The sequence below is a fragment of the Nocardia sp. NPDC050412 genome (assembly GCF_044458825.1).
Classification (GTDB): Bacteria; Actinomycetota; Actinomycetes; order Mycobacteriales; family Mycobacteriaceae; genus Nocardia.
Genome location: NZ_JBITIJ010000010.1, coordinates 280,313 through 306,378 on the forward strand (window position 1 = coordinate 280,313; position 26,066 = coordinate 306,378).

Below are 26,066 nucleotides of genomic sequence, written 5' to 3' on the forward strand. Positions count from 1 at the left end.
TGTCGATGGCGCCTGCCCGTGGCGCAGACCATGCGATCGATGTGGTCGGAAAACGATATGGAAAAGTGTCTGATACACCGCATAGTGACGGTGTTCATGGGCCGCGCGGCGGGGACACGCTAGGTTCTCTACCGTGGGGTCGGACGCATCGCTGGGAGAAGAGATGAGCACATCGGCTGTGAGTGATGAGAGCACGGTGGTGGCCGGAGTCGATCTCGGTGACACCGAGCTCGCCCAGACCGTGCGCAATGGCCTCATCGATGTCGAAAAACTCCTGATCGACGAGCTGTCCGACGGCGAGCTGTTCCTACAGGAGGCGGCGCTGCATCTGGCCAAGGCCGGGGGTAAGCGATTCCGCCCGCTGTTCACCATCCTCACCGGCCAGCTCGGTCCGCGCCCCACCGATCCGGCGCTGATCACGGCGGGCACCGTGGTCGAACTGGTGCACCTGGCGACCCTCTACCACGACGACGTCATGGACGAGGCCACCATGCGTCGCGGCGCCCCGAGCGTGAATTCGCGCTGGGGCAACAGCATCGCCATCCTCGCCGGCGACTATCTGTTCGCGCACGCGTCACGGCTCACCTCGACTCTGGGCCCCGATGCGGTGCGGATCATCGCCGAAACCTTCGCCGAGCTGGTCACCGGTCAGATGCGGGAAACCATGGGCGCCCGCGAATCCCAGGATCCGGTCGAGCATTACCTGCGCGTGGTGTGGGAGAAGACCGGCTCACTGATCGCCGCCGCCGGACGCTTCGGCGGCACCTTCTCCGGCGCCGATGCCGAACACGTCGAGCGGCTGGCCCGGCTCGGTGATGCGGTCGGCACCGCCTTCCAGATCTCCGACGACATCATCGATATCTCCTCGGCCGCCGAACAATCCGGTAAGACGCCGGGCACCGACCTGCGCGAGGGCGTGCACACCCTGCCGGTGCTGTACGCGCTGCGCGATGAGGGCGCCGAGGGCGACCGGCTGCGCAAACTGCTCGCCCACCCGCTGCAGACCGACGACGAGGTCGAGGAGGCGCTGTCGCTGCTCGCCCACTCCCGGGGCATGGTGCTGGCCAAGGAGAAGCTGCAGAGCTACGCCGATATCGCGCACGCCGAACTCTCCGCGCTGCCATCGGGCCCGGCCAACGACGCGCTGGAGCGCCTGGTCCGCTACACCATCGAGCGCGTCGGCTAGTGCCGCGTCCCGATAGCTCCTGCCGTATCAAGCCTTGGCTCGGAGTGTTCGAACGCCGTCGAATGGTGCTCGCCCACGCTGCATCGACCGCCATATCACTGCGCTCGGCGAGCAGTCGGAGCCAAGCTGTCCGGACGACGCGCTAGGTGGCACGGAGCTCACATTTCGATCAGGAACCTTCGCTCGTGCCTCGGCGTTGACCTGGTGTAATCCAATCGGTGAGATCGTGGTAGACGCGACGACTGATTTCGTGAGTACATGGGTAACTCGCCGGGTACGCCCAGAACCCACCAGGCGCTCGACGCAGGACCTGTGACCAAGTCTCGCGGCACTGACGGTATGGCCTGAATACGCGGAGAGGCGGACATGCACGGGTATGCGAATGGGCTGAAGACGTTCGGGCTCATGGTCGGCCTCTCGGCCTTGATCGTGTTCGCAGGGGCGTTGTTCCGCAGTCCGATGATTCTCTTCTTCGCGATCCTGATCGCGGTCGGCATGAATGCCTACGCCTATTTCTACAGCGACAAGATCGCGCTGAAGGCCATGCACGCGCAGCCGGTCAGTGAGCTGGAGGCTCCGGTCATCTACCGCATCGTGCGCGAGCTCGCGACTACCGCGCGTCAGCCGATGCCGCAGCTCTATATCAGTCCGACCAACGCCCCCAACGCCTTCGCGACCGGACGCAATCCGCGACATGCCGCAGTCTGTTGCACCAGTGGCATCCTGCAGATCCTCGACGAGCGCGAACTGCGTGCCGTACTCGGCCACGAGCTATCGCACGTCTACAACCGCGACATTCTGATCTCCTCGATCGCGGGTGCACTGGCCGCGGTCATCTCCGGCCTGGCCAACCTGGCCTTCTTCGCCTCGATGTTCGGCGGCAATCGCAATGGCGAGGGCCCCAATATCCTCGGCGTGATCCTGGTGACGCTGCTCGGGCCGATCGCCGCGACCCTGGTCAAATTGGCCGTCTCCCGCTCCCGCGAATATCAAGCCGATCAGTCCGGCGCCGAGCTGACCGGTGACCCGCTCGCCCTGGCCTCGGCGCTGCGCAAGCTGGAGCGCGGCGTACAGGCCGCCCCGCTGCCTCCTGAGCCGCAGCTGACGGCGCAGTCGCACCTGATGATCGCCAACCCGTTCCGGGCCGGTGAGCGTGCGGCGCGCCTGTTTTCCACCCACCCGCCGATGGCCGAACGCATCGCCCGACTCGAGGAAATGGCGGGCGGGCCCCGCAACTACTGATCGCTGGGCCTACCCGCAACGCACTCAATCGTGTTCGGCCGCGAGTTCCTGCTCGTAGGCCCGTAGCGTCTCCACGAACATCTGGCGCTGCTCGGCATTCAACGGTTCGAGCACCTTCCGCCACGCCCGCGCACTGCCACCGAGCCATGCGTTGACCGACTTCTCGTGCGCCGCCGCGATCGCGACGATAGTGCGACGGCGATCCGCCGCATCCGAGCGCCGCTCCAGCACCCCCTGACGGCTCAGATCGCCCACCATCAGGCTCACGGTCGTCGGCGCGACTTCCAGCCGCGCGGCCAGCTCGTTCACCGTCATCGGCCCCTCGAACACCAGATTCGCCAGCAGTGACAGATGCCGCGGCGCGAGCGAAAACGATTGCAGTTCTTCGGGAACACGCATCTTCTTGGCCCTTCCCACCACCCGCGGCATGAGCAGCAGCAGACTCCGAATGCCCTCGTCCACCCCGATGCCACGCGCACCCGTTGACATCCCGCACACCTCCAAATAGCCTTTGCTTACAAAGCATTTTTGCTTGCAAAGCAAAATCTAATCTCTCTCGCAAGGCTAGTACCAGCGGTCGTCGGTCTGCCCGGCGATCCGGAAGGGCACAGGACATGACAGAGGCACAGCCGACTTCGTCGGCGGGTTTCAATGCGGCGATCATCGACGAGTTCCGCGCGAACGCGGGGTCGGTCGGCGCGATGTTCGAGGGTGTGCCGCTCATCCTGCTGACCACGGTCGGCGCGAAAAGTGGACGCGAGCACACGACGCCGGTCGTCTATTGCCGAGACGGCGATCGTCTACTGATCTTCGGCTCGAACGGTGGCGCCGACACCCATCCGGCGTGGTTCTACAACGTGCAGCGGAATCCGGCCGTCACTGTGGAGATCGCCGAAGCGGCCGGCGTCGAGACTTTTCGGGCAACCGCAACAGTGCTGGCTGGTGCCGAGCGCGATCAGCGCTACGCCGAACAGGCCGAGCGCGATCCGGCATTTGCCGCATACCAAGCGGGAACCTCGAGAGTCATACCGGTGATCGCGCTGTCTCGCGAACAGCGAGCCGCGATCGGCCGCCGCGGCGTGATCGTCGGTGCGGCGGTCGCCGCGACCGCGGTGGCGGGCGTCTCCGCCGCGATCGTTGGCTCGGGTGATGTGGCCCCGCAGCAGGCGGCCCCGCGCGCAGCCGCCATCGGTGACCATCTGCGGACCGTGCATGAGCAATTGCGGCGCGATCTCGCGACGGTTCGCACGCAACTGGATCGGCTCGACGACTCGAGTGAAAACCTAAGCCTGCCAATGGATCTACGCAGCCACTGTGTCGCATTTTGTGGTGCGCTGCACGAGCATCACACCAATGAGGACGGTGTCTTTCCGGCGTTGGTCCGCCAGCATCCCGAATTGGCTCCGGTGGTCGAGCGGCTGCAGCGTGAGCACGGTGTGGTTGCGACGGCACTCGCCGAATTGCAACTGTTGCTCAACAGTGCCGACCCGGTTCGTTTGCGTGCCGAATTCGACCGTCTCGCGAATGAATTGGAAACCCATTTCAGCTACGAGGAGGACGAGCTCGTCGCAACCCTGAATGCGACCGACCCGACCGCACTTCGACAGCGGTAAATGCGCGCACAAACGAGAAACCCCCGCCGATCATGTGATCGGCGGGGGTTTTCGGTGGCAGGTGTAGGATTCGAACCTACGTAGGCTTTCACCGACAGATTTACAGTCTGCTCCCATTGGCCGCTCGGGCAACCTGCCGTCGCGCTTCTCGGCGCGCAGTGCAGCTTACAACGAACCCGCACCCAGAATGCAAACCGGCTGGCCATCGGCCATGCGACGGGACTACCGTCACGCTCCGGGGTAGAACTGACGATGACCGGAAACCGGTCGCTAGCGACTGCTTGCAGGTCGCTCGAAAGGGTCAGCAGACCCGTTGGACCGCCAGGACAGGAGCGAAGTGTGGCCGATTCGTCTTTCGATGTTGTCAGCAAGGTCGACCGTCAGGAGGTCGACAACGCGCTGCATCAGGCGGAGAAGGAGCTGAACACCCGCTACGACTTCCGTGGCACGGGCGCGAGTATCGAATGGTCCGGTGAGGACAAGATCGTGCTCAGCGCCGAGGCCGAGGAGCGGGTCAAGGCGGCGCTCGAGGTATTCAAGGAAAAGCTGATTCGCCGCGATATCTCGCTCAAGGCCTTCGATGCCGGCGAGCCCGTGGCCTCCGGCAAGACCTACAAAATCACCGGCACGCTGGTGCAGGGCATCGACGCCGAGCATGCGAAGAAGATTTCCAAGAAGATCCGCGACGAGGGCCCCAAGGGTGTCAAGGCGCAGATCCAAGGCGAGGAACTGCGCGTCTCCAGTAAGAAGCGCGACGATCTGCAGGCGGTGATCGCATTGCTCAAGGGTGAGGACTTCGGCATCGCGCTACAGTTCGTCAATTACCGGTAGGCTTTGGGCGGCCGCTGTATGTGGCCGCAAAAACCGCTCTGACCACCCGGTTTGGAGGTGCGACCGGTGAGTGTGTAACCTCGTTCAAGACTTCGCCGCGCCGGAGTCCTGAACGTTAGGCCACGGTGCGGAGCTAGTCATGCCCCCTTAGCTCAGTCGGCAGAGCGTTTCCATGGTAAGGAAAAGGTCAACGGTTCGATTCCGTTAGGGGGCTCGCCGGATTGCCGGTGGTGACCGACTCGGCATCTCCAAGGTTGGGCGCGGCATCACCGAGCAATGCGACCCCGTGGCGGTGTAGCTCAGTCGGTAGAGCAAACGACTCATAATCGTTGTGTCGCCGGTTCAAGTCCGGCCATCGCTACCAAAGACCGATCAGACCATCTGGTTGACCCGAAAGAAGGAATATCGTGGCCGCGAAGTCCACCGATGTCCGGCCAAAGATCACCTTGGCCTGCGAGCAGTGCAAGCACCGCAACTACATCACCAAGAAGAACCGGCGCAACGACCCGGATCGGCTGGAGCTGAAGAAGTTCTGCCCGAACTGCGGCACCCACCGGGCGCACCGCGAATCCCGCTAGTTCACCACGCGTGCCGCGGCCGCGTTGATTGGCTTCCGGGTGCGTCCCGGATTATCGGGTCGTGACACTTGCGAGGGCCGGACATATGTCCGGCCCTGACGTGTTTCACGACTCGAGTGCGGTGGGCGTTGCGAGCGAAGCGAGTAACCGATCGACACAGCCGCCAAGCGGGCACGACGGAGCCGAGCGCTAGCGAGGCGCAGTCGTGAACGCTCCGTCGACTCCGGGGCTCGGGGTCAGATAGGTACAGTCCTCCCGTGACAATCAACACCGGTACAGACGAAGCGGTCGCAACGGACGAAGAACTCGATCCCGCGGCGCATGCCGCGGCGATGGTCGGTCATCACTACCGCGTCGACGACTACTACGAGGTCGGCCGCGAGAAGGTGCGCGAATACGCCCGCGCCGTGCAGGACTACCACCCCGCGCACTGGGACGAGGACGCGGCACAGGAGTACGGCTACGACGGACTGCTCGCCCCGCTCACCTTCATCTCCCTGGTCGGAATTCTCGCCCAGCGCAAACTCTTCGAGCAGATCGTCACGGGCTACGACCTGAGTCAGATCATGCAGACCGATCAGATCCTGGAATTCCACCGCCCCATCAAGGTCGGCGACCGGCTGGTCTGCGATGTTTACCTGCACTCGTTCCGGCAGGCCTTCGGCGGCGACATCATCGTCACCAAGAACATCGTCACCGCGCAGAACGACGAGATGGTGCTCACCACCTACACCACGCTGATCGGGCGTAGCGGCGGCGATATCGATCCGAACCTGCAGGGCGCGGTCCGCAATGTGCTCATGCACGGCATCGACGAGGACGCCCCGAGCCATCATCCGCGCACTGTGGCTGACACCCACGTGCCCGCTGTGCCCGCGCCCGTGATCGCACCGAGCAAGCACGCGATCAACTTCGAGGACATCGCCGTCGGCGACGAACTGCCCGCGCGCATCGTCCGGCTCACTCGCGGCGATCTGGTCAACTACGCCGGTGTCTCCGGGGATGCGAATCCGATCCACTGGAGTGACGAGGTCGTCAAACTCGTCGGCCTGGAGAACGTGGTCGCGCACGGCATGCTCACCATGGGCCTCGGCGGCGGTTTCGTGACCTCCTGGCTCGGCGATCCCGGCGCGGTCAAGGAGTACAACGTGCGCTTCACCAGCCCGGTCTACGTCGGCTCCGAGGAACCTGCGGAGGTCGAGTTCGCGGGTAAGGTGAAGTCGGTGGATCCGGAGACCCGGACCGCGGTCGTCGCCATCGTGGCGAAGTCGGCGGGCAAGAAGATCTTCGGGCGCGCCACCGCGACGGTCCAACTGGCCTGACCTGGTCGAGCGACCCTGATTGGCATATGCCGCAGGCGGTAACGTACACTCAGATTTCTGGGGTCACCAGCCGCTGCGCGCTGCTCTGCAAGGGCTGGTTCCAGGTGAGTCCGCAAGGATTCGCCGACGGGGCCGGCAACTGCCGGAGTGGCGCGCGTGTTGTGTGATACCAGATAGAAGAACGACAACTGAATACAGAACAGTGGTTGGACAGCTGGATCGTTCGACCGAAGGGGCGTAGCTCAACTGGCAGAGCAGCGGTCTCCAAAACCGCAGGTTGCAGGTTCAAGTCCTGTCGCCCCTGCCCTGGATGCCAGCGACGAAAGGATCGACGTGAGCGAGCGTAGCGAGCGAGCCATTGGCACATCGCGCATCGCGCACGGCGGCGCCGAGCGCAGCGAGGTGACGGCGTGAGCGACGAGCGGGATACTCGCCGCGGCGCGCATGCCGAGGACGACGACACCGCCGCGGTGGCTCGCCCGAGCGGTAAGCGGTCCGCGCGGCGCAGTCGGAATGCCGATTCGGGCTCGGTCGCCACGATCGATCGACCGTCGTCAGCCAAGGCAGCCAAGAAGACCGATCGGGCCGAACGCAAGAAGACGGGTAACCCGTTCAAGCGTTTGATCAAGTTCCTGCGCGAAGTAGTCGCGGAACTGCGCAAGGTGATCTGGCCCAACCGGAAGCAGATGGTCACCTATACGAGCGTTGTTCTGGTGTTCGTGATCTTCATGGTCGCGTTCATCAGCGGGTTGGATCTGGCGTTCATCAAGGGTGTCAACTGGCTGTTCGGCTAGCCGATCGCCGCCGACGCCGGTAGCCGACCCCGGGTCGGCGCGTTACAGCGCGCCAGGCCCGGTACGCAAAGGATGTACGTGACGACACAGGAAGCGAGTGCCCCAGTGAGCACCCCGGAGAACGACACAACCGACGAGTTCCCGGTCGACGACGCGGTGCAGACCGTCGAGGAGTCCGCTGCCGTCGAGGAAGCTGTTGTCGACGAATCCGACGCCGCTGACGCCGAAGTTGTCGAGGCCGCTCCTGTCGATGCCGAACCCGCCGATCCGGTCGCCGAAATGAAGGCCGCGCTGCGACGCGCCCCCGGCGATTGGTACGTGATTCACTCGTACGCCGGTTACGAGAACAAGGTGAAGGCCAACCTCGAAACCCGCGTGCAGAACCTGGACCTCGAGGATTACATCTTCCAGGTCGAGGTGCCGACCGAAGAGGTCACCGAGATCAAGAACGGCCAGCGCAAGCACGTCAACCGCAAGGTGCTGCCCGGTTACATCCTGGTCCGGATGGAACTCAACGACGAGTCGTGGGGCGCGGTGCGCAACACCCCCGGTGTCACGGGTTTCGTCGGCGCCACCTCGCGGCCGTCGCCGCTTTCCATCGACGATGTGGTGAAGTTCCTGGTCCCGGCCGCGCAGCAGCAGAAGAAGCCCGCTGCCGAGGCCGCTGCCGCGACTTCGGCCGCCACCGATATCGCGCCCAAGCCGGTCATCGAGGTCGACTTCGAGGTCGGCGAGTCGGTGACCGTGATGGACGGCCCGTTCGCGACGCTGCCCGCCAGCATTTCCGAGGTCAATGCCGAGCAGCAGAAGCTCAAGGTGCTCGTGTCGATCTTCGGTCGCGAGACTCCGGTCGAGCTGGCGTTCACCCAGGTCGCGAAGATCTAGTTCCGCGGTTTCGGCTCCGGCTGGGATCGCGGGATGAATCGGCCCGGCGCACGGGTTGATTCACCAGGCTTGCAAAGAGCAAGGACACCAAAACCCTAGGAAAGAAAGATGCCCCCCAAGAAGAAGAAGCTCGCCGGGATCATCAAGCTCCAGATCCAGGCCGGCCAGGCGAACCCGGCCCCTCCGGTCGGCCCCGCGCTCGGTCAGCACGGCGTCAACATCATGGAGTTCTGCAAGGCGTACAACGCCGCGACCGAGTCGCAGCGTGGCAACGTCATTCCGGTCGAGATCTCGGTGTACGAGGACCGGTCCTTCGACTTCAAGCTGAAGACCCCGCCCGCCGCCAAGCTGCTCCTCAAGGCCGCCGGTGTGCAGAAGGGCTCGGCCGAGCCGCACAAGACCAAGGTCGCGAAGGTCACCATGGACCAGGTCCGGGAGATCGCCAAGACCAAGCAGGAAGATCTGAACGCCAAGGACATCGACCAGGCGGCCAAGATCATCGCGGGTACCGCGCGTTCGATGGGCATCACCGTCGAGGCGTGAGTCTCGCACTCGCAATCCCGGTGGGAGGGTCGGCCAGACCCGATAACCACTTCTGAACCACATTAAGGACAGACAATCATGGCAAAACGAAGCAAGGCGTATCTCGCCGCGGCCGAGAAGGTCGATCGCACTCAGCTCTACTCCCCGCTGGCCGCCGCGCGTCTGGCGAAGGAGACCGCTACCACCAAGACCGACGCGACCGTTGAGGTCGCCGTTCGTCTCGGTGTGGATCCCCGCAAGGCCGACCAGATGGTCCGCGGCACGGTCAACCTGCCGCACGGCACCGGTAAGACCGCCCGCGTCATCGTGTTCGCGGCCGGTGAGAAGGCCGCCGAGGCCGAGGCCGCCGGTGCGGACGCCGTCGGTGCAGAGGATCTGATCGAGCGGATCCAGGGCGGCTGGCTGGACTTCGACGCCGCGATCGCCACCCCGGACCAGATGGCCAAGGTCGGTCGGATCGCGCGTGTCCTGGGCCCGCGCGGCCTGATGCCGAACCCGAAGACGGGCACGGTCACCAACGATGTGACCAAGGCCGTCAACGACATCAAGGGCGGCAAGATCAACTTCCGCGTCGACAAGCAGGCCAACCTGCACTTCGTCATCGGCAAGGCGTCCTTCGACGATGCCAAGCTGGTGGAGAACTACGGCGCCGCGCTGGACGAGATCCTGCGTGCCAAGCCGTCGACCGCCAAGGGCCGCTACGTCAAGAAGGTCACGGTCTCGACGAACACCGGACCGGGCATCCCGGTGGACCCGAACCGCACCCGCAACCTCCTCGACGAGGATGCGTAAGTAGCACCCCGGCTCTTCGATAGCCCAGCTCTTCGGAAGCTGAGCGTTATCGCAGGAAGCTGAGTTTTACCGCAAGGGCGGGAACGCGATTCGCGTTTCCGCCCTTTGTGCATATTCGGCTGATTTTCCCAGGTGGCGGTATGGGCGCTCGCGGTGCTGCGGACGCACCGCGATTCGGACTATTTCACGCGTGGCGACGGTTGGCCATGAGGTGACCGCCGTACTACTCATCTCCGGAAGCACGCGTAGTGCTTCGACCAATACCGCCGCACTGCGCACAGTCGCGGCGATCGCGCCGGAGGGTGTCGAGACCTTCTGGTACGAAGGCCTCGGTGAACTTCCCGCCTTCAGTCCGGATGACGACGGTACCGGTCATCCGTCGGTTGTCGCACTGCACGAACATATTTCGCGCGCCGATGCGGTCCTGCTCTGTACTCCGGAATACGCGGGTACCCTCCCCGGCAGCTTCAAGAATCTGCTCGACTGGACCGTCGGCACTGCCGACCTCTACGAAAAGCCCACTGCCTTCCTCAATGTCGCCGCCCAAGGCCGCGGCGAAGGCGCGGCCACCACCCTGACCACGGTGCTGGGCTACGTCGGTGCCATCGTCGATCCGGCCACCTGTGCCCGACTCCCGGTAGCCCGCGATGCCGTCGACACCGACGGCCTGGTCACCACCCCCGAATTCCGCAGCGGGGCACTGACAGCCCTCATCCGCCTGGTCCACCAGACCACCCCCGCTTGAACCACCCCCGCCTGACCACCCGCCCAGGCGAGTCGAATGGTGGCTTTCGGGCCGGGGTCCGAGCCACCATTCGACTCGTCTCGATGGTCAGTTTTCCTGGGGCTCTGAGGATTTGCGCCAGCCGAGTAGCACCGATTCGCCCTCCTGCACACCCCACGGTAGGAAGATGGCGACGATCAGCGCGCACACCACGACCGCGCCCGCGGCGACCAGGGATGCGGCGTGGGAACCCTGCAGTGCTGCCGTTTTCATTGCGGTGATCAGGTTTTCGCGCTGGACCTCGAAGAATGGTGCGAGTTCTCGTTTGCGGATCTCGAGCACGCTGAGCGGACTGGCCTTCACCAGACTGCGCTGGTCGGAGTTCATCATCCCGGCGGGCACCCGGTCGATCAGCGGCGAGACGCGAGTTGTGTAGTAGGAGGCCACGATCGAGCCGAGGACCGCGACGCCGAGGGTACCGCCGATCTCGCGGGTGGTGTCGTTGACCGCGGATCCCGCGCCCGCTTCGTTCAGCGGTAGCGATCCCATGACCGATTCGGTCGCCGGGCCCTGCACGATGGCCAGGCCCAGTGCCATCGAAACCATGGACGGTAACACGTCGATGACATAACTGCTGTCCACCGTCACCTGCCCGCCGAGATACAGCCCGACCCCGGTGAGCAACAGCCCGAATACGATCACCGGCGTGGTGCCGATGCGGGTCGCCATGAGCGTCGCGATCGGTGCGCCGATCGCCACCGAAAACGCGAATGGCAGTGAGGCGATGCCGAATTCGAGTGGCGTGTACTCGCGCACCCCTTGGAAGTACTGAGTAATGAGGAATAGGAATCCGAACATCGAGAAGTAGCCGACCGCAATCGCCAAGGCGGGCATGGAGAATCGGCGATTGCGGAACAGCCGCATATCGAGAATCGGTGCGTTGGTACGCAATTCCCACGTGATGAAGGCCGCGAGCAGTGCGACACCGAGTGTGCCGACACCGAGCGTGGTGGTGGAAAGCCAGCCGTAGCGCGGCGCTTCGATAATTGCCCACACCAGCGCGGTGATGCCGGTGACCGACAATCCGATGCCCGGCAGATCGAGCCGTCCCACCTGGGCGGATCGCGATTCGGGCACCCAGATCAGGGTGGTGGCCAGCGCGATCAGTGCCACCGGCACATTGATCCAGAAGACCGAATGCCAAGAAAAGTGTTCCAGCAGCCAGCCGCCCGAGATCGGGCCGATCGCGATGGCGAAGCCGGCCATGGCCGTCCAGGCGGCGATGGCCAGTGCCCGCTCGCGTTTATCGGTGAAGATATTGATGATCAGCGCCAGGGTGGCGGGGAAGACGGCCGCGGCGAAGACACCCATGGCAGCGCGGGCGGCGATGACACTGCCCATGGATTCCGACAGCGCCCCGCCGACCGACATGACGGCCACGCCGACCAGGCCGATCATCATGACGCGGCGGCGTCCGTAGCGGTCGCCGAGATTGCCGAAGGCCAGCAACAATCCGGCGAAGGTCAGGGTGTACGCATCGACGACCCATTGCAGGCCGCTGACGCTGGTGGCCAATTCCACTCCGATGGAGGGCAGGGCCACATTCACGATGGTGTTGTCGAGGACGACCAGCAGCTCCGCCGAACAGATGACGGCAAGAGCGATGAAGCGTCTGGTGCGTCGTTCCAACAGCACCGGTGGATCGACTATGGAGGTTGCCATAGTTTCAGTAGTCAAGCAGTAACTGTCACCAATGGTAACACTTTGTTGTGGCGATATCCGCCACAACTGTCAGCGATTGTGATTGGCGACACGTTGTCGAAGCTATGCGGGCACTGGCTGATTTCGCGAATAACTCGACGGATGCGTCCAATACGCAACTCCGGCATAGCCGCAGGTCCACGAGGTTCGTCCGGTGGCACTCGCGAACGGCGAAAGTTCCGGGGAGGCTGAGGGAGTGCCGTTTTGGCAGATGGGGATGGGTTCGGCTACTCTGGACCGAAGTAATCGACAAGTTCGATGACTACCCAATCCGTTCTACCGAAGACCGTTGGTCGCTGCGCCCATTCGGGCGTGGTCGAAGGTCCGGCATCAAGCCGGCGGCCCACGCAGGGAGGACCGAGGCTGGGAATTGACTTGGGCCATGCCCGGGTCGATCACCTATTGCGCCCCGGAACGCTCTGCGTTCGGGGCGTTTGCTTTATCGCTGGCCCCTGGTACTCGGCAGTTCGAATACGAACCGACATCCAGAGAGGAGGCGAAGTATGGCAAAACCCGAGAAGGTCACCGCGGTCGAGGAGATCACGGAGCAGTTCAAGAGCTCGTCGGCCACCGTCATCACGGAATACCGTGGTCTGTCGGTCGGTAAGCTCACCGATCTGCGTCGCGCGCTCGGCGAAGGCGCTACCTACTCCGTCGCCAAGAACACCCTGGTCAAGCGGGCGGCCGCGGAAGCGGGCGTCGTTGGCCTGGACGACTTGTTCGTCGGACCGACCGCCATCGCCTTCATCAAGGGCGAGCCGGTCGACGCGGCGAAGGCCATCAAGACCTTCGCTAAGGACAACAAGGCGCTCATCATCAAGGGCGGGTACATGGACGGCGCCGCGCTGTCCGTTGCCGAGGTCGAGAAGATCGCCGACCTGGAGTCCCGCGAGGTGCTGCTGGCCAAGCTGGCCGGCGCGATGAAGGGCAACCTGGCGAAGGCTGCCGGTCTGTTCAATGCTCCCGCTTCGCAGGTGGCCCGCCTGGCCGCCGCGCTGCAGGAGAAGAAGCAGGCCGAAGAAGGCGGAGCTGCCGCCGAGTAACACCCCCGCGGCATGAGCGAGGGGCCCGGAGCGGTAGCGCAGTCGCAACCACGCAGGGCCCCGCGAATGCCGCAAATTCAACACAGCGGGTGGATCGCGTGCGGCTCGCCCACATAGACAACCAACTACCGAAAGGAACCAACAATGGCCAACGTTGACGAACTGCTCGAGACCTTCGGCAACATGACCCTGCTCGAGCTGTCGGACTTCGTCAAGAAGTTCGAGGAGAAGTTCGAGGTCACCGCGGCTGCTCCGGTCGCCGTCGCCGCCGTCGGTGGCGCTGCCGCTCCGGCCGAGGCCGCCGAGGAGCAGGACGAGTTCGACGTCATCCTCGAGGGTGCCGGCGACAAGAAGATCCAGGTCATCAAGGTGGTCCGCGAGATCGTCTCGGGCCTGGGTCTGAAGGAAGCCAAGGACCTGGTCGAGAGCGCCCCGAAGCCGATCCTGGAGAAGGTCGCCAAGGATGCCGCCGAGGCTGCCAAGGCGAAGCTGGAAGAGGCCGGCGCCAAGGTCTCCGTCAAGTAATTCGCGAGTTACTCGCCGAGCGGGCGGTCCCCATTGGGGGCCGCCCGTTTGCATTGTCGTGACGCGTGCGACGGTAATGCGAATATTGCGAGTGATCCGGGGTTACTCTTCGGTCAGGTTAGGGTGTGCCGCGTCATGCTCATGGGATACAGTGACCGCACCCACTGTGACGCGACACACCGTGATACCGAATAGCGCGGTTCGCCGGTGGGTGGTTCGCTGAGAAATTTGTGGAGGTTGGCGTGGGCGTCGAGGTCAGGACCGAGGGTGTTACCAAGTCCTTCGGTTCACAGCGTATTTGGCAGGATGTCTCACTGACGCTGCCCTCGGGTGAGGTCAGCGCGCTGCTCGGCCCCTCGGGTACCGGTAAATCCGTCTTTCTGAAGTCACTGATCGGCCTGCTGCGTCCGGAGCGCGGTTCGATCTTCATCGACGGAACCGATATCACCACCTGCTCCAATAAGGAGCTCTACGAAATCCGCAAGCTCTTCGGTGTGCTGTTCCAGGACGGCGCGCTGTTCGGCTCGATGAATCTCTTCGACAATGTCGCTTTCCCATTGCGCGAGCACACGAAGAAGACCGAATCCGACATCAAGAAGATCGTGATGGAGAAGCTCGAGCTGACCGGTCTGCTCGGCGCGGAGGGCAAGCTCCCGGGTGAGATCTCCGGTGGTATGCGCAAGCGCGCCGGTCTGGCCCGCGCTTTGGTGTTGGACCCGCAGATCATCCTGGTCGACGAGCCCGACTCCGGTCTGGACCCGGTCCGTACCTCTTACCTGTCGCAGCTGCTGATCGATATCAACGCGCAGATCGACGCGACGATCTTGATCGTGACCCACAACATCAACCTGGCCCGTACCGTGCCCGACAACATCGGCATGCTGTTCCGTCGCTCGTTGGTGATGTTCGGTCCGCGCGAGGTGCTGCTCACCTCGGAGGAGCCGGTGGTCAAGCAGTTCCTCAACGGACGCATGATCGGTCCGATCGGTATGTCGGAGGAGAAGGACGAGGCGCAGATGGCGCGCGAGCAGGCCCTCGTCGACGCAGGGCACCACCATGGTGGCGCCGAGGAGGTCGAGGGCATCATCCCGCAGATGCGGGCCACTCCGGGGATGCCGGTGCGCCAGGCTGTGATTCGCCGCCAGGCGCGCGTCCGCGAAATCATGCACACCCTGCCGCACGCGGCCCAGGCGGCTATCCGGGATTCACTTGCGGAGAGCGACGACACGCAGGTGATGGCGTACCAGAATGGGGACCTGGGCGGATACCAAGGTGGGTCGTTCGACACTACCGTGCGCCACAACACAACTAACGGGTAACATCTGCGATCGTGAATTCCACCCTGGCGCGATTGCGGACTCCAGTAGAGTCGGGGTTTGGCCAGGCCGGCAACATCTTTGCGCTGCTCATCGACGTTATGCGCAAGACGTTCAAACGGCCTTTCCAGTTGCGCGAATTCATCGAGCAGTCGTGGTTCATCGCGAGTGTCTCGATCTTGCCCAGCGCACTGGTCGCCATCCCGTTCGGTGCGGTTGTCGCGCTGCAGACCGGCTCTTTGATCAAACAACTAGGCGCCGAGTCTTTTACCGGCGCAACCAGCGTGCTGGCTACCGTCCAGCAGGCCGCTCCCGTTGTGACCGCGTTGATCATCGCGGGCGCGGCCGGCTCGGCGGTCGCCGCCGACCTGGGCGCGCGCAGCATCCGTGAGGAGATCGACGCGATGGAGGTGCTCGGCATCGACCCGGTGCAGCGACTGGTCGTGCCGCGCGTGCTCGGCATGATGCTGGTCGCGCTGCTGCTCAACGGTCTGGTGTCGGTCGTCGGGATCGCCGGCGGCTACTTCTTCAACGTGCTGCTGCAGGGCGGAACACCGGGCGCCTACCTCGCTTCGTTCTCCGCACTGGCCCAGCTGCCGGACCTGTGGATCGGTGAGATAAAGGCCTTGGTATTCGGTCTGCTCGCAGGCGTGATCGCCGCGTACAAAGGGTTGCATCCAAAAGGGGGCCCGAAAGGAGTCGGAGACGCGGTGAACCAATCCGTGGTTATCACCTTCATGGTTCTGTTCTTCGTGAACTTGATCCTGACACTGGTGTATTTGCAGGTCGTCCCCGCCAAGGGCGCCTGACCCGTGGCCACCTCGTACCGTCCCCCGGTGCTGGCGAAATCTGCCCGCCGGGCCCGTGAGATCGCACGTGTGCCGGTTAATGTCATCGATCGCGCAGGCGACCAGATGTCGTTCTATTCCAAGGCCATCGCCTGGATTCCGCGCACCGCGGTGCACTACCGCAAGGAGGTCATGCGGCTGCTGGCCGAGGTGACCTTCGGCAGTGGTGCGCTGGCCGTCATCGGCGGCACCATCGGCGTCATCGTGTTCATGTCCGGCTCGGTCGGCGTCGTTGTCGGCCTGCAGGGCTTCAAGGCCTTGGATGCGCTCGGCAGTTCGGTGCTGACCGGCTTCCTCACCGCCTATATCAATACCCGTGAGATCGCCCCGCTGGTCGCCGCGCTCGCGCTCTCGGCAACGGTGGGTTGTGGTTTCACCGCCCAACTCGGCGCGATGCGGATCTCCGAGGAGATCGACGCGCTCGAGGTGATGGCGGTGCCGGGTCTGCCGTTCCTGGTCACCACCCGGGTGATCGCGGGCTTCCTCGCGGTTATCCCGCTCTACATCGTCGGCCTGCTCGGCACCTTCCTGGCTTCGCGAATGATCAGCATCTGGTTCAACGGACAATCCAGTGGTTCCTATGACCACTATTTCAGTCTGTTCCTGCCACCAGAAGACGTCTTGTATTCATTCGTCAAAGTGTTGGTCTTCGCGTTCGTAATCATCATGGTGCATTGCTATTACGGCTTCAATGCCACCGGCGGACCGGCCGGTGTCGGTGTCGCGGTGGGTCGCGCTGTGCGCGCGGCGATCGTGCTCGTGAATGTGCTCGATTTCTTCCTGAGTCTCGCCATCTGGGGCACTACGACAACAGTGCGGGTTGCCGGATGAGCGAGCGGGGCATCGAAATGGGAGCGGCAGTGAGGTGCCGTCATGAGTAATAACGTGCAGATGTGGCGCGCGACGGAGAAATTGCGCGTCCGGTTGCTCGGTATCGCATTCTTCGTGGTCTGCGCACTATTCCTGGTCACTACGGTCGCGATCTACAACAAGGCGTTCGTCGACACCGTTCGGGTCCAATTGATCACCGACAGCGTGGGAAATGCGTTGACCCGCAATGCCGATGTGAAGGTGCGCGGCGTCAATGTCGGCGAGGTCAGATCCAGCCGGTCCGAGGGCGGCAAGGTGACCCTCGACCTCGCGATCGTTCCGGGTAAGGCAGAGCAGATTCCGGTCAACGCGACGGCCCGGCTGCTGCCGAAGACGCTGTTCGGCGAGCGGTATGTGGATCTGGTCATCCCGGACGAGCCGAGCAAGCAGCACCTGACCGAGGGCGTGACCCTGCATCAGGACACCAGCGGCAATGCCATCGAGATCAGCAAGCTGCTCGACGATGTGCTGCCGCTGCTGCAGGCGATTCCGCCGCAGGATCTCGCCTCGACGCTCGGCGCACTGTCCCAAGCGCTGTCGGGGCAGGGCCTGGCGCTCGGTGAGTCGGTGGAGAAGTTGGATCACATCTTCCGTGAGGTCAACGGGGTCATGCCGGATCTGAAGCAGGATCTGGTGAGCTTCGCCGATGTGGCCGCCACCTACTCCGACGCGCTGCCGCAGTTGGTCGACGCTTTCAACAACCTGCGCACCACCAACGCGACCATCGTGCAGCGCCGCCCGCAGATCGACACCCTGCTGGCCACGCTGAATCCGACCGCGGCCACCACCGCGGACTTCCTGATCGCCAACCGCGACAACATCATCGATGTGGCCGCCGATTCGCGGCCCGCGCTGGAACAGCTGGCGACCTACTCGCCGACCTACACCTGCGCATTGGCGAACTTCGCCAAGATGAAGCCGCGCATCGACCAGCTCATGGGCATGGGCACCGCGCGTCCAGGCTCGCGAGTCACCATCGAGCTGACCAACACCCGCGGCAAGTATCTGCCCAACCAGGACGAGCCGCGTTGGCTGGACACCCGCGGACCTTGGTGCGTGCCGGAGTACCCGGTCTTCACCGATCCCGGCCAGTACACCGGCGGACCGAGCAACGACGGTTCCTATGCGGTGCCGAGCCGCAATCCGGGTGACCAGGACAGCGGCAAGTTGTCGGCGCCGCAGTTCGGCATGTACCCCGCGGCGAATGTGCCGAGCACGGTCGGTTCACCGGCCGAACAGCAGACCCTCGGCGCGATCTACGGCGCGGCGAACGGTGTTTCGCCCGACCAGGTGCCCAGCTGGGTCACCCGGATCGGTGCACCCGCATTCCGTGGCAGCGAGGTGAGCGTGCGATGAAGGAAACGTTGCGCGGCCTCGGCGGGCCGCTGACCAAGCTCGTCATCTTCGTCGTCGTCACGCTGTTGGCGACGACGATCCTCGGGCTCTCGATCGCCAACTACACCGGCGGCGGCACCGCCTTCAGGGCGCGCTTCACCGATGTCACCTCGCTCAATGCCGGTGACGAGGTGCGCATCGCCGGTGTCCGGGTCGGCAAGGTCACCAGCGTCAAGATCGTGGACAAGCGCCAAGCCGAGGTCGGATTCGAACTGACCGACCGCGATTGGCTGCCCGCCTCGACGACGGCGACCATCAAGTACCGCAACCTGGTCGGCCAGCGCTATATCGCGCTCGAGCAGGGCACGGGGGAGCAGGGCCGCAAACTCAATAAAGGCGCGACCATCGGGCTCGAGCACACCAGGCCCGCGCTGAACCTGACCACCCTGTTCAACGGTTTCCGGCCGCTGTTCCAGACGCTGACCGCCGATGACGTGAACAAGCTGTCCTACGAGATCATCCAGGTCTTCCAGGGTGAGCAGGGCACCATCCACGATCTGGTGGCGACCACCGCGAACCTGACGAACAAGATCGCCGACAAGGATGCGGTCATCGGTGATCTGGTGCGGAACCTGACGGCCGTACTCAATGCGGTCAACGAGCGCGAAGGTCAGTTCGATCAGCTGATCGTCAATACCGAGGCGCTGGTCAGCGGATTGGCCGCCGAACGCGACACCATCGGCAGCTCGGTCACCTCGCTCGGCAATCTGGCCTCGGCCACCGCGGATCTGCTGGTGCCGACCCGCCCGACGCTGCAGGGTTCGATCGCCGGGCTCAGCCAGCTCACCGGCACCATCGACGAGCGCAAGGACGAAGTGAATACGTCGCTGACGAATTTGCCGATCAAGATGGAAAAGCTCGGCCGAGTCGGCAGTTACGGCTCCTGGTTCCAGTTCTATCTGTGCGGTATCGACATCGTGGTCGGACCGGGCGCGGTTGATGCGCCGCAGCTCAACCTCCCGGCCGGGCTGCCGACGGTCAACCAGCCGCTCTACACCAATGCCGCACCGCGCTGCCAGGGGAAGGGTGGTCACTGATGGACGACCGGATCCTGCTCGGCAAGCGCAGCCCCGCGTTCATGGGTGTGCTCGGCGTTGCGATGGTGCTGCTCGTGGCGGTCTCCGCGTTCTTCCTGGACAGGTTGCCGATCATCGGCGCGGGCACCAAGTACACCGCGCAGTTCTCCGAGGCCGCGGGCATCAAGAAGGGCAATGAGGTCCGCATCGCCGGTGTGAAGGTCGGTGCGGTATCGGATGTTCGGCTCGACGGCAATAAGGTGCTCGTCGACTTCCGCACCCAGGACGCCTGGATCGGCAACGAGACCACCGCCTCCATCCAGATCAAGACCGTCCTCGGACAGAAGTATCTGGCATTGGATCCGAAGGGTTCCGAGCCCGCCGATCCGAGCAAGGTGATCCCGTTGTCGCGCACGGTGTCCCCGTACGACGTGGTGGACGCGTTCAGCGATGCGGCCAAGAACATCGACCAGATCGACACCGCGCAGCTGGCCACCAGCATGCGGGTGCTCTCGGAGGCGTTCGAGACCACACCGCCGGAGATCCGCAGCTCAATCGACGGTGTCGCCAGGCTCTCGGAAACCCTCGGCAAGCGCGATGAGGAACTGAAGAAGCTGTTCGCGGCGACCAGGCAGACCACCGGTGTGCTCGCCGACCGCAATCAGCAGTTCGAGCGCCTGCTGGCCAACGGCGGACAGTTGTTGGCCGAGTTGAACATTCGTCAGCAGTCCATCGCACAGCTGCTGACCGGAGCCAAGACGGTGTCGGCCGAGCTGAGCGCGTTGGTCGCCGATAACGAGAAGCAGATGGGTACGGCGTTGACCAACCTCGAGGCCTCCATCAATCTGCTGAACGAGAACCAGCAGAACATTTCCAAGACGCTGGAACTCGCGGCGCCGTTCTACGGCCTCTACGCCAATGTGCTCGGTACCGGACGCTGGTTCGACGCGGTGATCGTGAATCTGCTCCCGCCCGGTCTGCCGGAGATTCCGGGCGACCGTCCGCCGGTGCGCACCATGGGAGGTAACTGACATGGGGGTGAACTGGCCTCGTAAGGAGCCGCTCACCGCGCTGCGCACCTCGCGTCGCGGCACCAAGGCGACCATCGCGATCGGCGTGATCGCGGCGCTGGTACTGGCCGGTGCGCTCTGGTGGCTTTTCGACCGGATGACCACGACCAAGATCACCGCGTACTTCGACCGCTCCGTCGGCATCTACGAGGGTTCGGATGTGCGCATCCTGGGTGTGCCGGTGGGCAAGGTGGATTCGGTTGAACCGCAAGGCGAGCAGGTCAAGGTGGTGATGAGCGTCGATCGCAGCTTCGACGTGCCCGCCGAGGCCAAGGCCGCGCAGATCACGCCGTCGATCGTGTCCGACCGCTACATCCAGCTGACCCCGGCCTACACCAGCGGACCGAAAATGGCTCGCACGGCGACCATTCCGCGCGATCGCACGGTCACTCCGATCGAGGTCGACCAGCTGTACAAGAGCATCACGGAACTCTCGGATGCATTGGGCCCCAACGGCGCCAACGCCCAGGGGGCGGTGAACCAATTGGTGCGCACCTCGGCGGCGAATCTGGCGGGCAATGGAGAGGCGTTGGCCAACAGCATCACTCAGCTCTCGCGCGCAGCGCGGTACCTGGGCGATGCCCGCGGCGATATCTTCGACACCGTCAAGAATCTGCAGACCTTCGTCACCATGCTGGCCCAGAACGACCAGCAGGTGCGGCAATTCAATGCCCAGCTCGCGGATCTGTCGACCTTCCTCGCCGGGGAGCGCCAGGATCTCGGTGCGGCACTGAACCTGCTTTCGGTCGCACTCGGCGATGTCGCCCGATTCATCGACGAGAACCGGGATCTGATCCAGCAGAATGCCCAGGGCCTGACCACGCTCACCGCCACGCTGGCCAAGCAGCGCGACGACCTGGCCGCGACACTACCGGTGCTGCCGCTGGCGCTGAGCAACCTGATCAATATCCACAATGCCGAATCCGGCACCCTCGATATGCGCGCCAACTTCACCGATCTGCAGGATCCGTTCGGCGCGGTGTGCAAGATGCTGGATCTGAGCAAGTTGATGCCGGGCGATCCGAAGTTCGAGGCGCTCGGCAAGCAGATGCGCCCGATTCTGGAGCACTGCAAGGAGATCACCGACCAGATCACCGCCGGTGTGAAGACGCCGACGCTGATCCTGCCGTTCGGCATCCTCAGCAATGACAACCAGCAGCGTGACCCGGTGCCGGGCACGGTTCCCGGCACCCCGTCCGATCAACTTCCGCCCTCGCAGGGAGGTGGCCAGCGATGAACGCGCGAATTCGTTCCGCGGCACGTACTCTCGCCGTAGCGACTGCTCGCAGGTCGCTCGAAAGGATCAGCGTAGCGACTGCTCGCAGGTCGCTCGAAAGGATCAGCGTAGCGACTGCTCGCAGGTCGCTCGAAAGGATCAGCGTAGCGACTGCTCGCAGGTCGGTCGAAATGGTCAGCGCCGTGCTGGTGGTCGGCATGAGCACGGTCCTGGTGACCTCATGCTCGTCCGAGGGTATCTACGCGGTGCCGCTGCCCGGTGGCGCCGATGTCGGCAACCATCCGATGACCATCGATATCCGGTTCGACGATGTGCTCGATCTGGTGCCGCAGTCCGCGATCAAGGTCGAGGGCGTGGCGGTCGGCCGCGTCGAGAAGATCGCGCTGGCACCGGACGGCTGGACCGCCAGCGTGCGCGCGGTGGTGAACTCCTCGGTCGATCTGCCCGCCAATGCGCGGGCCGAGGTGCGGCAGTCGAATCTGCTCGGCGAGAAGTTCATCGAACTTTCCAAGCCCGCCGAGGAACCCGATAGCAAAAAGCTCGCCAATGGCGCGGTCATCCCGGCCGATCACACTCGGCACGCGACCGAGGTCGAGCAGGTGCTCGGTGCGCTGTCGTTGCTGCTCAACGGTGGTGGCGTCGCGCAGTTGCAGCCGATCGTCACGGAGCTGAACAAGACCCTCGGCGGCCGCGAACAGCGGGTGCGTTCGCTGCTGGATCAGGCCAATACCCTGATCGGCGGGCTGAACGAGCAGGTCGACGACATCACCAGGGCCATCGACGGACTGGCCACGCTGAGCGGTCGGGTGAGCACCCAGACCGATCAGATCAGCCGGATCATCGATGAGCTGCCGCAGGGCATCAAGATCCTGAACGAGCAACGGCCACAACTGATTTCGCTGCTGCAGCAGCTGGATCGGGTGGGTCAGGCCGGTTTCGACGTGTTGAACCACTCGAAGGAAGATCTGATCAAGGATCTGACCTCGCTGCGTCCGACACTGCAGGAACTCGGCAAGGCCGCACCGGATCTGGTGACCGCGCTGCCGCTGGTGCCGACCTATCCGTTCCCGGACTCGACGCTGGAGGGCACCTTCGGCGGCCAGGTGAACACCTGGCTCTCGGTCGATCAGCAGATCGGTGTCACACTCAGCAATCTCGGTGTCGGCAAGGGTGATCCGGTCTATATCCCACCGCCCTACGGCCCTGAGGTGCCGGTGAATCCGACCAACCCGTACTACGGCGGCAACGGTCCGCGCCCGGGTTGGCCGACGGTATCGCTGCTGCCGCTGCCGCCCAATATTCCTCGCTTCCCGGCCGGCCTGCCGCAGCTGCCGACCGATCCGCTCGGGGCGATTCTCGACCAGATCGGAGGTGGTCAGCGATGACCCGTCTGGTGCGCTACCAGCTGGTCGCATTCGCCCTGATCGCGGTGCTCGGCGTGGTTTACGTCGGCGCCAAATACGTTCGGCTCGAGCACATGCTCGGCATCGGTGAGTACAGGGTGAAGGTCGACGCCAAGCAGACCGGCGGTATCTACAAGGGCGCCGAGGTGACCTACCGCGGCGTCCCGGTCGGTCGGGTCGGCGATCTCGAACTGACCGATTCGGGTGTGGCTATCGACCTTGTGCTCGATTCGAGTGCGCCGAAGGTTCCGGAGTCGGCTCGCGCGGTGATCGCAAACCGCTCGGCCATCGGTGAGCAGTACGTCGATCTGCAGCCCGATGCCGATCACGGCCCGTATTTGCGCGACGGTTCGGTCATCGCCTCGGCGACGACACCGATTTCGGTCGAGCAGCTGGTGCAGAGTGTGGACACCTTCACCCGCTCGGTCGATCTCACCGCGCTCAACACCACCGTCACCGAACTCGGCAAGGCCTTCGACGGCAAGGGCGACGACCTGAAGGTCTTCATCGATTCGCTGAACAAATTCACCGCGACGTTCAACGACAGCCTGCCGCAGACGATCCAGCTGATCCGCGACGGCCGGATCGCGCTGGGCACCCAGGCCGAGCAGTCGGGCTACATTCGGCAGTTCAGCCAGGGCCTCGATGAACTCACCGCCCAGCTGCGCTCCAGCGATCCGGACATCCGGCGCCTAATCGGCACCGGCACCGATGCGGGCGAGCAGATCACCGCGCTGCTGAACGAGAGCGGCGGCGCCCTCACCGAGGATCTGACCAACCTGCGTCAGCTGCTGCTGTCCATCTCGCCGAAGTTCTACGCGCTGCGCCCGCTGCTGCAGATGCTGCCGCAGCTGTCCATCGGCGCGTCGTCTACCGCACCGGGCGACGGGACCAGCCATTTCGGTCTGGTGGTCGAGGCGAACAACCCGCCCGCCTGCACCCAGGGCTACGAGGGCACCAAGGCCATCCTGGACCAGATGAAGCGGGAGAATCCGGACTTCGACGACACCCGCGACGAATTCCCGTTCAACAAGGACGCGAAATGCACTGTGCCGTTCGGTAATCCGACCGCGGTGCGCGGCGGAATGCGCGCCGAGCTGGCGGATCCGAGCATTGTGCAGCCCTGGGATGCCAACCCCAAGACCGATCCCGAGAAGCTGAATCTGAACCCGATCGCCGTGCAGATGGCCACCCTGTTGGGGGTCACGCCCAAGCGGTGAACAGGACCTACGCGGCTACGCCGCAGTAACAATAGTTAGGGTGTCTGGCCGTGAGCGAGCGAACCAAGAATACTGCGCCCATGATGGGCACGACCGTGCCGAGCGCTAGCGGGGTACGGTCGTGAGCATCGACATATCCAAGGAAACGCCGGCGGTGACCGACTCCGATTCCACGGAAGCTGATGCCGCGGCGCATGACGCGACGGCATCGGATCCCGTGCGCCCGACGGTGGCGTCCGCGGACGCCCCCCGCGGACGACTCGCGGTCACCATGGTCGCCGCGGCCGCGCTGGTCGTCGCGTTGATCGCCGCGGTCTGGTTCGGCACCGGCTGGGTGCGCGCGGCGTTCTTCACCGACGGTCCGCGCGTCGAGGCGCGTGATACGGCGCTCGCCGATGCCAGGCAGGCCGCGATCAATCTGATGTCGCTGGATCCCAATGATGTCGACGGTTCGATCAAGCTGATCCAGTCGTCGATGACCGGATCGCTGCTCGACGATGCCACCAAAACCCAGGATCAGTTCCGTGAGCAGGCCAAGCAGGCCAAGACCAGGCTGGAGTCCAAGGTCATCGGCTCCTCGCTGACCGCGCTGAATTCCGAGCGCGACCACGCCTCCGCGCTCATCGTGCTGCAGACCACCCGGACTGCCCCGGATGTCGCGCCGTACTCCTACCGCCAGACCTGGACCCTTGATGTGGTCAAGCAGGGTGAGGTGTGGAAGGCCGAGAAGGCGAGTCCATTGAGTCAACCCATCCCCCTGAATCAGCCGACTGCCGGGCAGCCCGGTGCGACGCCATCCGGGGGCGCTACGCCCAAGCCCGGATCGTAGGAGAACCCGTCATGGCATCTCGTCGACCAGTCAATCGGGTCACTCCCCGCAACCGTCCCACCGTCGGCCGCACCGCGGCGAATGCCGGGTCCGCCACCGTGCGCCGCAGCACCCGCGCGGCCGAGGAAGCGAGCACGAAGCGGCGGGCGAAGGTCGCCGGTACCGCGGAATCGGTCGGTCCGGCTGCGCAGCCAGCCGAACCGTCGCGGCCGTGGTCGCAGCGGCTGCGTCCGGGCGCGGGGTGGGGCGTGGTCGCGGGCCTGCTCGTTGCCGCCGTGCTGCTCGGCGCATTCGCCACGGTCGCGGCCTTCCGTCCCGGCATCGACGATTCCAATGCGGCCTATGTGGACAGCAAGGCCACCGAAGAGGTGACCGCGGCCGCCTCGCACGCTTTGAAGACCATCTACGCCTACGACGTGAACAAGCTCGACGGCTACAAGGATGCCGTGCACGGGGTTGTCACCGGGCAGATGCTGGCCGATTTCGACAAGTACGCCGATACCAATCTCGCCGCCCTGAAACAGGCGCAGACCAGCGCCGATGCCCTCGCCGACCCGATCGGGGTGACCTTGCTCACCGAGGATCGGGCCGAGCTGTTGGTGAACTTCGTGGTCAGCGCGAACAAGAACGGGGTCGCCCAGCAGAGCGCGTCCGGACCGATCGTGCTGAAAATGCAGAAGGTGGACGGCAAGTGGCTGGCCGCGGCCATCGTCGATCAGTGATTTCGGCGGCATAAGCCCAGCGGGGCAGGGGATCTGGCCGATCATGGCGTCGGGCCCGCCACTTGACGAGTTTCGCCGGACACGTCACGCTATTCACAACAGCGGCAGCTGTCACAGTGGCTTCAAGAGCCCCGTGGCTACCCGACGCAGCCAGCGATTCGGGCATGGCACGCGGTCATAACGGTCACGGCGTGCCGCCACGCGGCGGATGGTTCGGGTGGTACTTTGACACCACCTTGCGTATTGGTGTACGGTTGGACGTTGCGCTGGCTGCCTCCTGTCCATACCTCGATTTGCACAC

26 protein-coding genes and 4 tRNA genes are annotated in these 26,066 nt (G+C 64.3%); 27 read left to right on the forward strand and 3 right to left on the reverse strand.

Annotation, left to right across the window (positions count from 1 at the left end):
* Positions 1 to 163 precede the first annotated feature (163 nt).
* Together ACIBI6_RS27775 and htpX are read left to right on the forward strand one after the other, a co-directional pair.
* On the forward strand, positions 164 to 1,186 hold the full coding sequence (locus ACIBI6_RS27775; RefSeq protein WP_364358601.1) for a polyprenyl synthetase family protein: 1,023 nt from the start codon (positions 164 to 166) through the stop codon (positions 1,184 to 1,186).
* Between the two features lie 366 nt (positions 1,187 to 1,552).
* Positions 1,553 to 2,428, forward strand: coding sequence for a zinc metalloprotease HtpX (gene htpX, locus ACIBI6_RS27780; protein ID WP_364358598.1), 876 nt, complete (start codon positions 1,553 to 1,555; stop codon positions 2,426 to 2,428).
* A 24-nt stretch (positions 2,429 to 2,452) separates the two neighbouring features.
* On the opposite strand, the gene ACIBI6_RS27785 is transcribed toward htpX, so the two are convergent.
* Positions 2,453 to 2,917: a MarR family transcriptional regulator gene (locus tag ACIBI6_RS27785; protein ID WP_364358595.1), complete on the reverse strand. Its 465-nt coding sequence runs from the start codon at positions 2,915 to 2,917 to the stop codon at positions 2,453 to 2,455.
* A gap of 125 nt (positions 2,918 to 3,042) precedes the next feature.
* On the opposite strand from ACIBI6_RS27785, the gene ACIBI6_RS27790 reads away from it, so the two are divergent.
* Positions 3,043 to 4,041 (forward strand): nitroreductase/quinone reductase family protein, encoded by a 999-nt coding sequence (locus tag ACIBI6_RS27790; protein ID WP_396958316.1) that lies wholly within the window; start codon positions 3,043 to 3,045, stop codon positions 4,039 to 4,041.
* A gap of 55 nt (positions 4,042 to 4,096) precedes the next feature.
* On the opposite strand, the gene ACIBI6_RS27795 is transcribed toward ACIBI6_RS27790, so the two are convergent.
* Positions 4,097 to 4,179: transfer RNA gene (locus tag ACIBI6_RS27795), tRNA-Tyr, on the reverse strand.
* 201 nt (positions 4,180 to 4,380) lie between these two features.
* Here ACIBI6_RS27795 and ACIBI6_RS27800 point away from each other — a divergent pair.
* The 11 genes from ACIBI6_RS27800 (at position 4,381) to ACIBI6_RS27850 (ending at position 10,531) form a co-directional block, all read left to right on the forward strand.
* Complete coding sequence (locus tag ACIBI6_RS27800) at positions 4,381 to 4,872, forward strand: YajQ family cyclic di-GMP-binding protein (protein WP_396958317.1); 492 nt, start codon at positions 4,381 to 4,383, stop codon at positions 4,870 to 4,872.
* Between the two features lie 141 nt (positions 4,873 to 5,013).
* A tRNA-Thr gene (locus ACIBI6_RS27805) sits at positions 5,014 to 5,086 on the forward strand.
* 74 nt (positions 5,087 to 5,160) lie between these two features.
* Positions 5,161 to 5,236: transfer RNA gene (locus ACIBI6_RS27810), tRNA-Met, on the forward strand.
* A 43-nt stretch (positions 5,237 to 5,279) separates the two neighbouring features.
* The gene (gene rpmG, locus ACIBI6_RS27815; protein WP_011211653.1) at positions 5,280 to 5,450 is read left to right on the forward strand and encodes a 50S ribosomal protein L33; all 171 of its coding nucleotides are present in this window, start codon (positions 5,280 to 5,282) and stop codon (positions 5,448 to 5,450) included.
* 263 nt (positions 5,451 to 5,713) lie between these two features.
* Positions 5,714 to 6,772, forward strand: a complete 1,059-nt coding sequence (locus tag ACIBI6_RS27820) for a fused (3R)-hydroxyacyl-ACP dehydratase subunits HadA/HadB (protein WP_396958339.1) — start codon at positions 5,714 to 5,716, stop codon at positions 6,770 to 6,772.
* Between the two features lie 231 nt (positions 6,773 to 7,003).
* Positions 7,004 to 7,076, forward strand: a tRNA-Trp gene (locus ACIBI6_RS27825).
* Between the two features lie 106 nt (positions 7,077 to 7,182).
* On the forward strand, positions 7,183 to 7,566 hold the full coding sequence (secE, locus tag ACIBI6_RS27830; RefSeq protein WP_364358585.1) for a preprotein translocase subunit SecE: 384 nt from the start codon (positions 7,183 to 7,185) through the stop codon (positions 7,564 to 7,566).
* Between the two features lie 105 nt (positions 7,567 to 7,671).
* Entirely contained in the window at positions 7,672 to 8,451 is a 780-nt protein-coding gene (gene nusG / locus ACIBI6_RS27835; RefSeq protein ID WP_364358656.1) for a transcription termination/antitermination protein NusG, read from the forward strand.
* A 108-nt stretch (positions 8,452 to 8,559) separates the two neighbouring features.
* Positions 8,560 to 8,994 (forward strand): 50S ribosomal protein L11, encoded by a 435-nt coding sequence (rplK, locus tag ACIBI6_RS27840; protein ID WP_062983809.1) that lies wholly within the window; start codon positions 8,560 to 8,562, stop codon positions 8,992 to 8,994.
* 78 nt (positions 8,995 to 9,072) lie between these two features.
* Entirely contained in the window at positions 9,073 to 9,786 is a 714-nt protein-coding gene (gene rplA / locus ACIBI6_RS27845; protein ID WP_354960268.1) for a 50S ribosomal protein L1, read from the forward strand.
* Positions 9,787 to 9,976: 190 nt separating this feature from the next.
* Positions 9,977 to 10,531, forward strand: coding sequence for an NADPH-dependent FMN reductase (locus ACIBI6_RS27850; protein WP_364358581.1), 555 nt, complete (start codon positions 9,977 to 9,979; stop codon positions 10,529 to 10,531).
* Between the two features lie 87 nt (positions 10,532 to 10,618).
* Here the strand turns inward: ACIBI6_RS27850 and ACIBI6_RS27855 are convergent, their stop codons facing one another.
* A complete protein-coding gene (locus ACIBI6_RS27855; protein ID WP_396958340.1) occupies positions 10,619 to 12,232 on the reverse strand; it encodes an MFS transporter in 1,614 nt (537 codons plus the stop codon).
* A gap of 542 nt (positions 12,233 to 12,774) precedes the next feature.
* Here ACIBI6_RS27855 and rplJ point away from each other — a divergent pair.
* The 13 genes from rplJ (at position 12,775) to ACIBI6_RS27920 (ending at position 25,765) form a co-directional block, all read left to right on the forward strand.
* Positions 12,775 to 13,314 (forward strand): 50S ribosomal protein L10, encoded by a 540-nt coding sequence (gene rplJ / locus ACIBI6_RS27860; protein ID WP_364358575.1) that lies wholly within the window; start codon positions 12,775 to 12,777, stop codon positions 13,312 to 13,314.
* Positions 13,315 to 13,458: 144 nt separating this feature from the next.
* Complete coding sequence (rplL, locus tag ACIBI6_RS27865) at positions 13,459 to 13,839, forward strand: 50S ribosomal protein L7/L12 (RefSeq protein ID WP_040696004.1); 381 nt, start codon at positions 13,459 to 13,461, stop codon at positions 13,837 to 13,839.
* Positions 13,840 to 14,081: 242 nt separating this feature from the next.
* The gene (locus tag ACIBI6_RS27870) at positions 14,082 to 15,158 is read left to right on the forward strand and encodes an ATP-binding cassette domain-containing protein (protein ID WP_364358571.1); all 1,077 of its coding nucleotides are present in this window, start codon (positions 14,082 to 14,084) and stop codon (positions 15,156 to 15,158) included.
* A 98-nt stretch (positions 15,159 to 15,256) separates the two neighbouring features.
* Positions 15,257 to 15,964: an ABC transporter permease gene (locus ACIBI6_RS27875; protein WP_364358653.1), complete on the forward strand. Its 708-nt coding sequence runs from the start codon at positions 15,257 to 15,259 to the stop codon at positions 15,962 to 15,964.
* A gap of 105 nt (positions 15,965 to 16,069) precedes the next feature.
* Positions 16,070 to 16,834, forward strand: coding sequence for an ABC transporter permease (locus ACIBI6_RS27880; protein WP_364358650.1), 765 nt, complete (start codon positions 16,070 to 16,072; stop codon positions 16,832 to 16,834).
* Between the two features lie 42 nt (positions 16,835 to 16,876).
* Entirely contained in the window at positions 16,877 to 18,229 is a 1,353-nt protein-coding gene (locus ACIBI6_RS27885; protein WP_396958318.1) for an MCE family protein, read from the forward strand.
* Positions 18,226 to 19,305, forward strand: coding sequence for an MCE family protein (locus ACIBI6_RS27890; protein WP_364358565.1), 1,080 nt, complete (start codon positions 18,226 to 18,228; stop codon positions 19,303 to 19,305). Before ACIBI6_RS27885 ends, ACIBI6_RS27890 begins: the two co-directional genes overlap by 4 nt.
* Positions 19,305 to 20,315, forward strand: a complete 1,011-nt coding sequence (locus ACIBI6_RS27895) for an MCE family protein (protein ID WP_364358562.1) — start codon at positions 19,305 to 19,307, stop codon at positions 20,313 to 20,315. The genes ACIBI6_RS27890 and ACIBI6_RS27895 overlap by 1 nt, the downstream gene beginning before the upstream one ends.
* A 1-nt stretch (position 20,316) precedes the next feature.
* On the forward strand, positions 20,317 to 21,591 hold the full coding sequence (locus ACIBI6_RS27900; RefSeq protein ID WP_364358559.1) for an MCE family protein: 1,275 nt from the start codon (positions 20,317 to 20,319) through the stop codon (positions 21,589 to 21,591).
* 170 nt (positions 21,592 to 21,761) lie between these two features.
* On the forward strand, positions 21,762 to 22,976 hold the full coding sequence (locus tag ACIBI6_RS27905; protein WP_364358556.1) for an MCE family protein: 1,215 nt from the start codon (positions 21,762 to 21,764) through the stop codon (positions 22,974 to 22,976).
* Complete coding sequence (locus tag ACIBI6_RS27910) at positions 22,973 to 24,214, forward strand: MCE family protein (protein WP_396958319.1); 1,242 nt, start codon at positions 22,973 to 22,975, stop codon at positions 24,212 to 24,214. Before ACIBI6_RS27905 ends, ACIBI6_RS27910 begins: the two co-directional genes overlap by 4 nt.
* 121 nt (positions 24,215 to 24,335) lie before the next feature.
* A complete protein-coding gene (locus tag ACIBI6_RS27915; protein WP_396958320.1) occupies positions 24,336 to 25,043 on the forward strand; it encodes a hypothetical protein in 708 nt (235 codons plus the stop codon).
* An 11-nt stretch (positions 25,044 to 25,054) separates the two neighbouring features.
* The gene (locus ACIBI6_RS27920; RefSeq protein WP_396958321.1) at positions 25,055 to 25,765 is read left to right on the forward strand and encodes a hypothetical protein; all 711 of its coding nucleotides are present in this window, start codon (positions 25,055 to 25,057) and stop codon (positions 25,763 to 25,765) included.
* Positions 25,766 to 26,066: the final 301 nt, after the last annotated feature.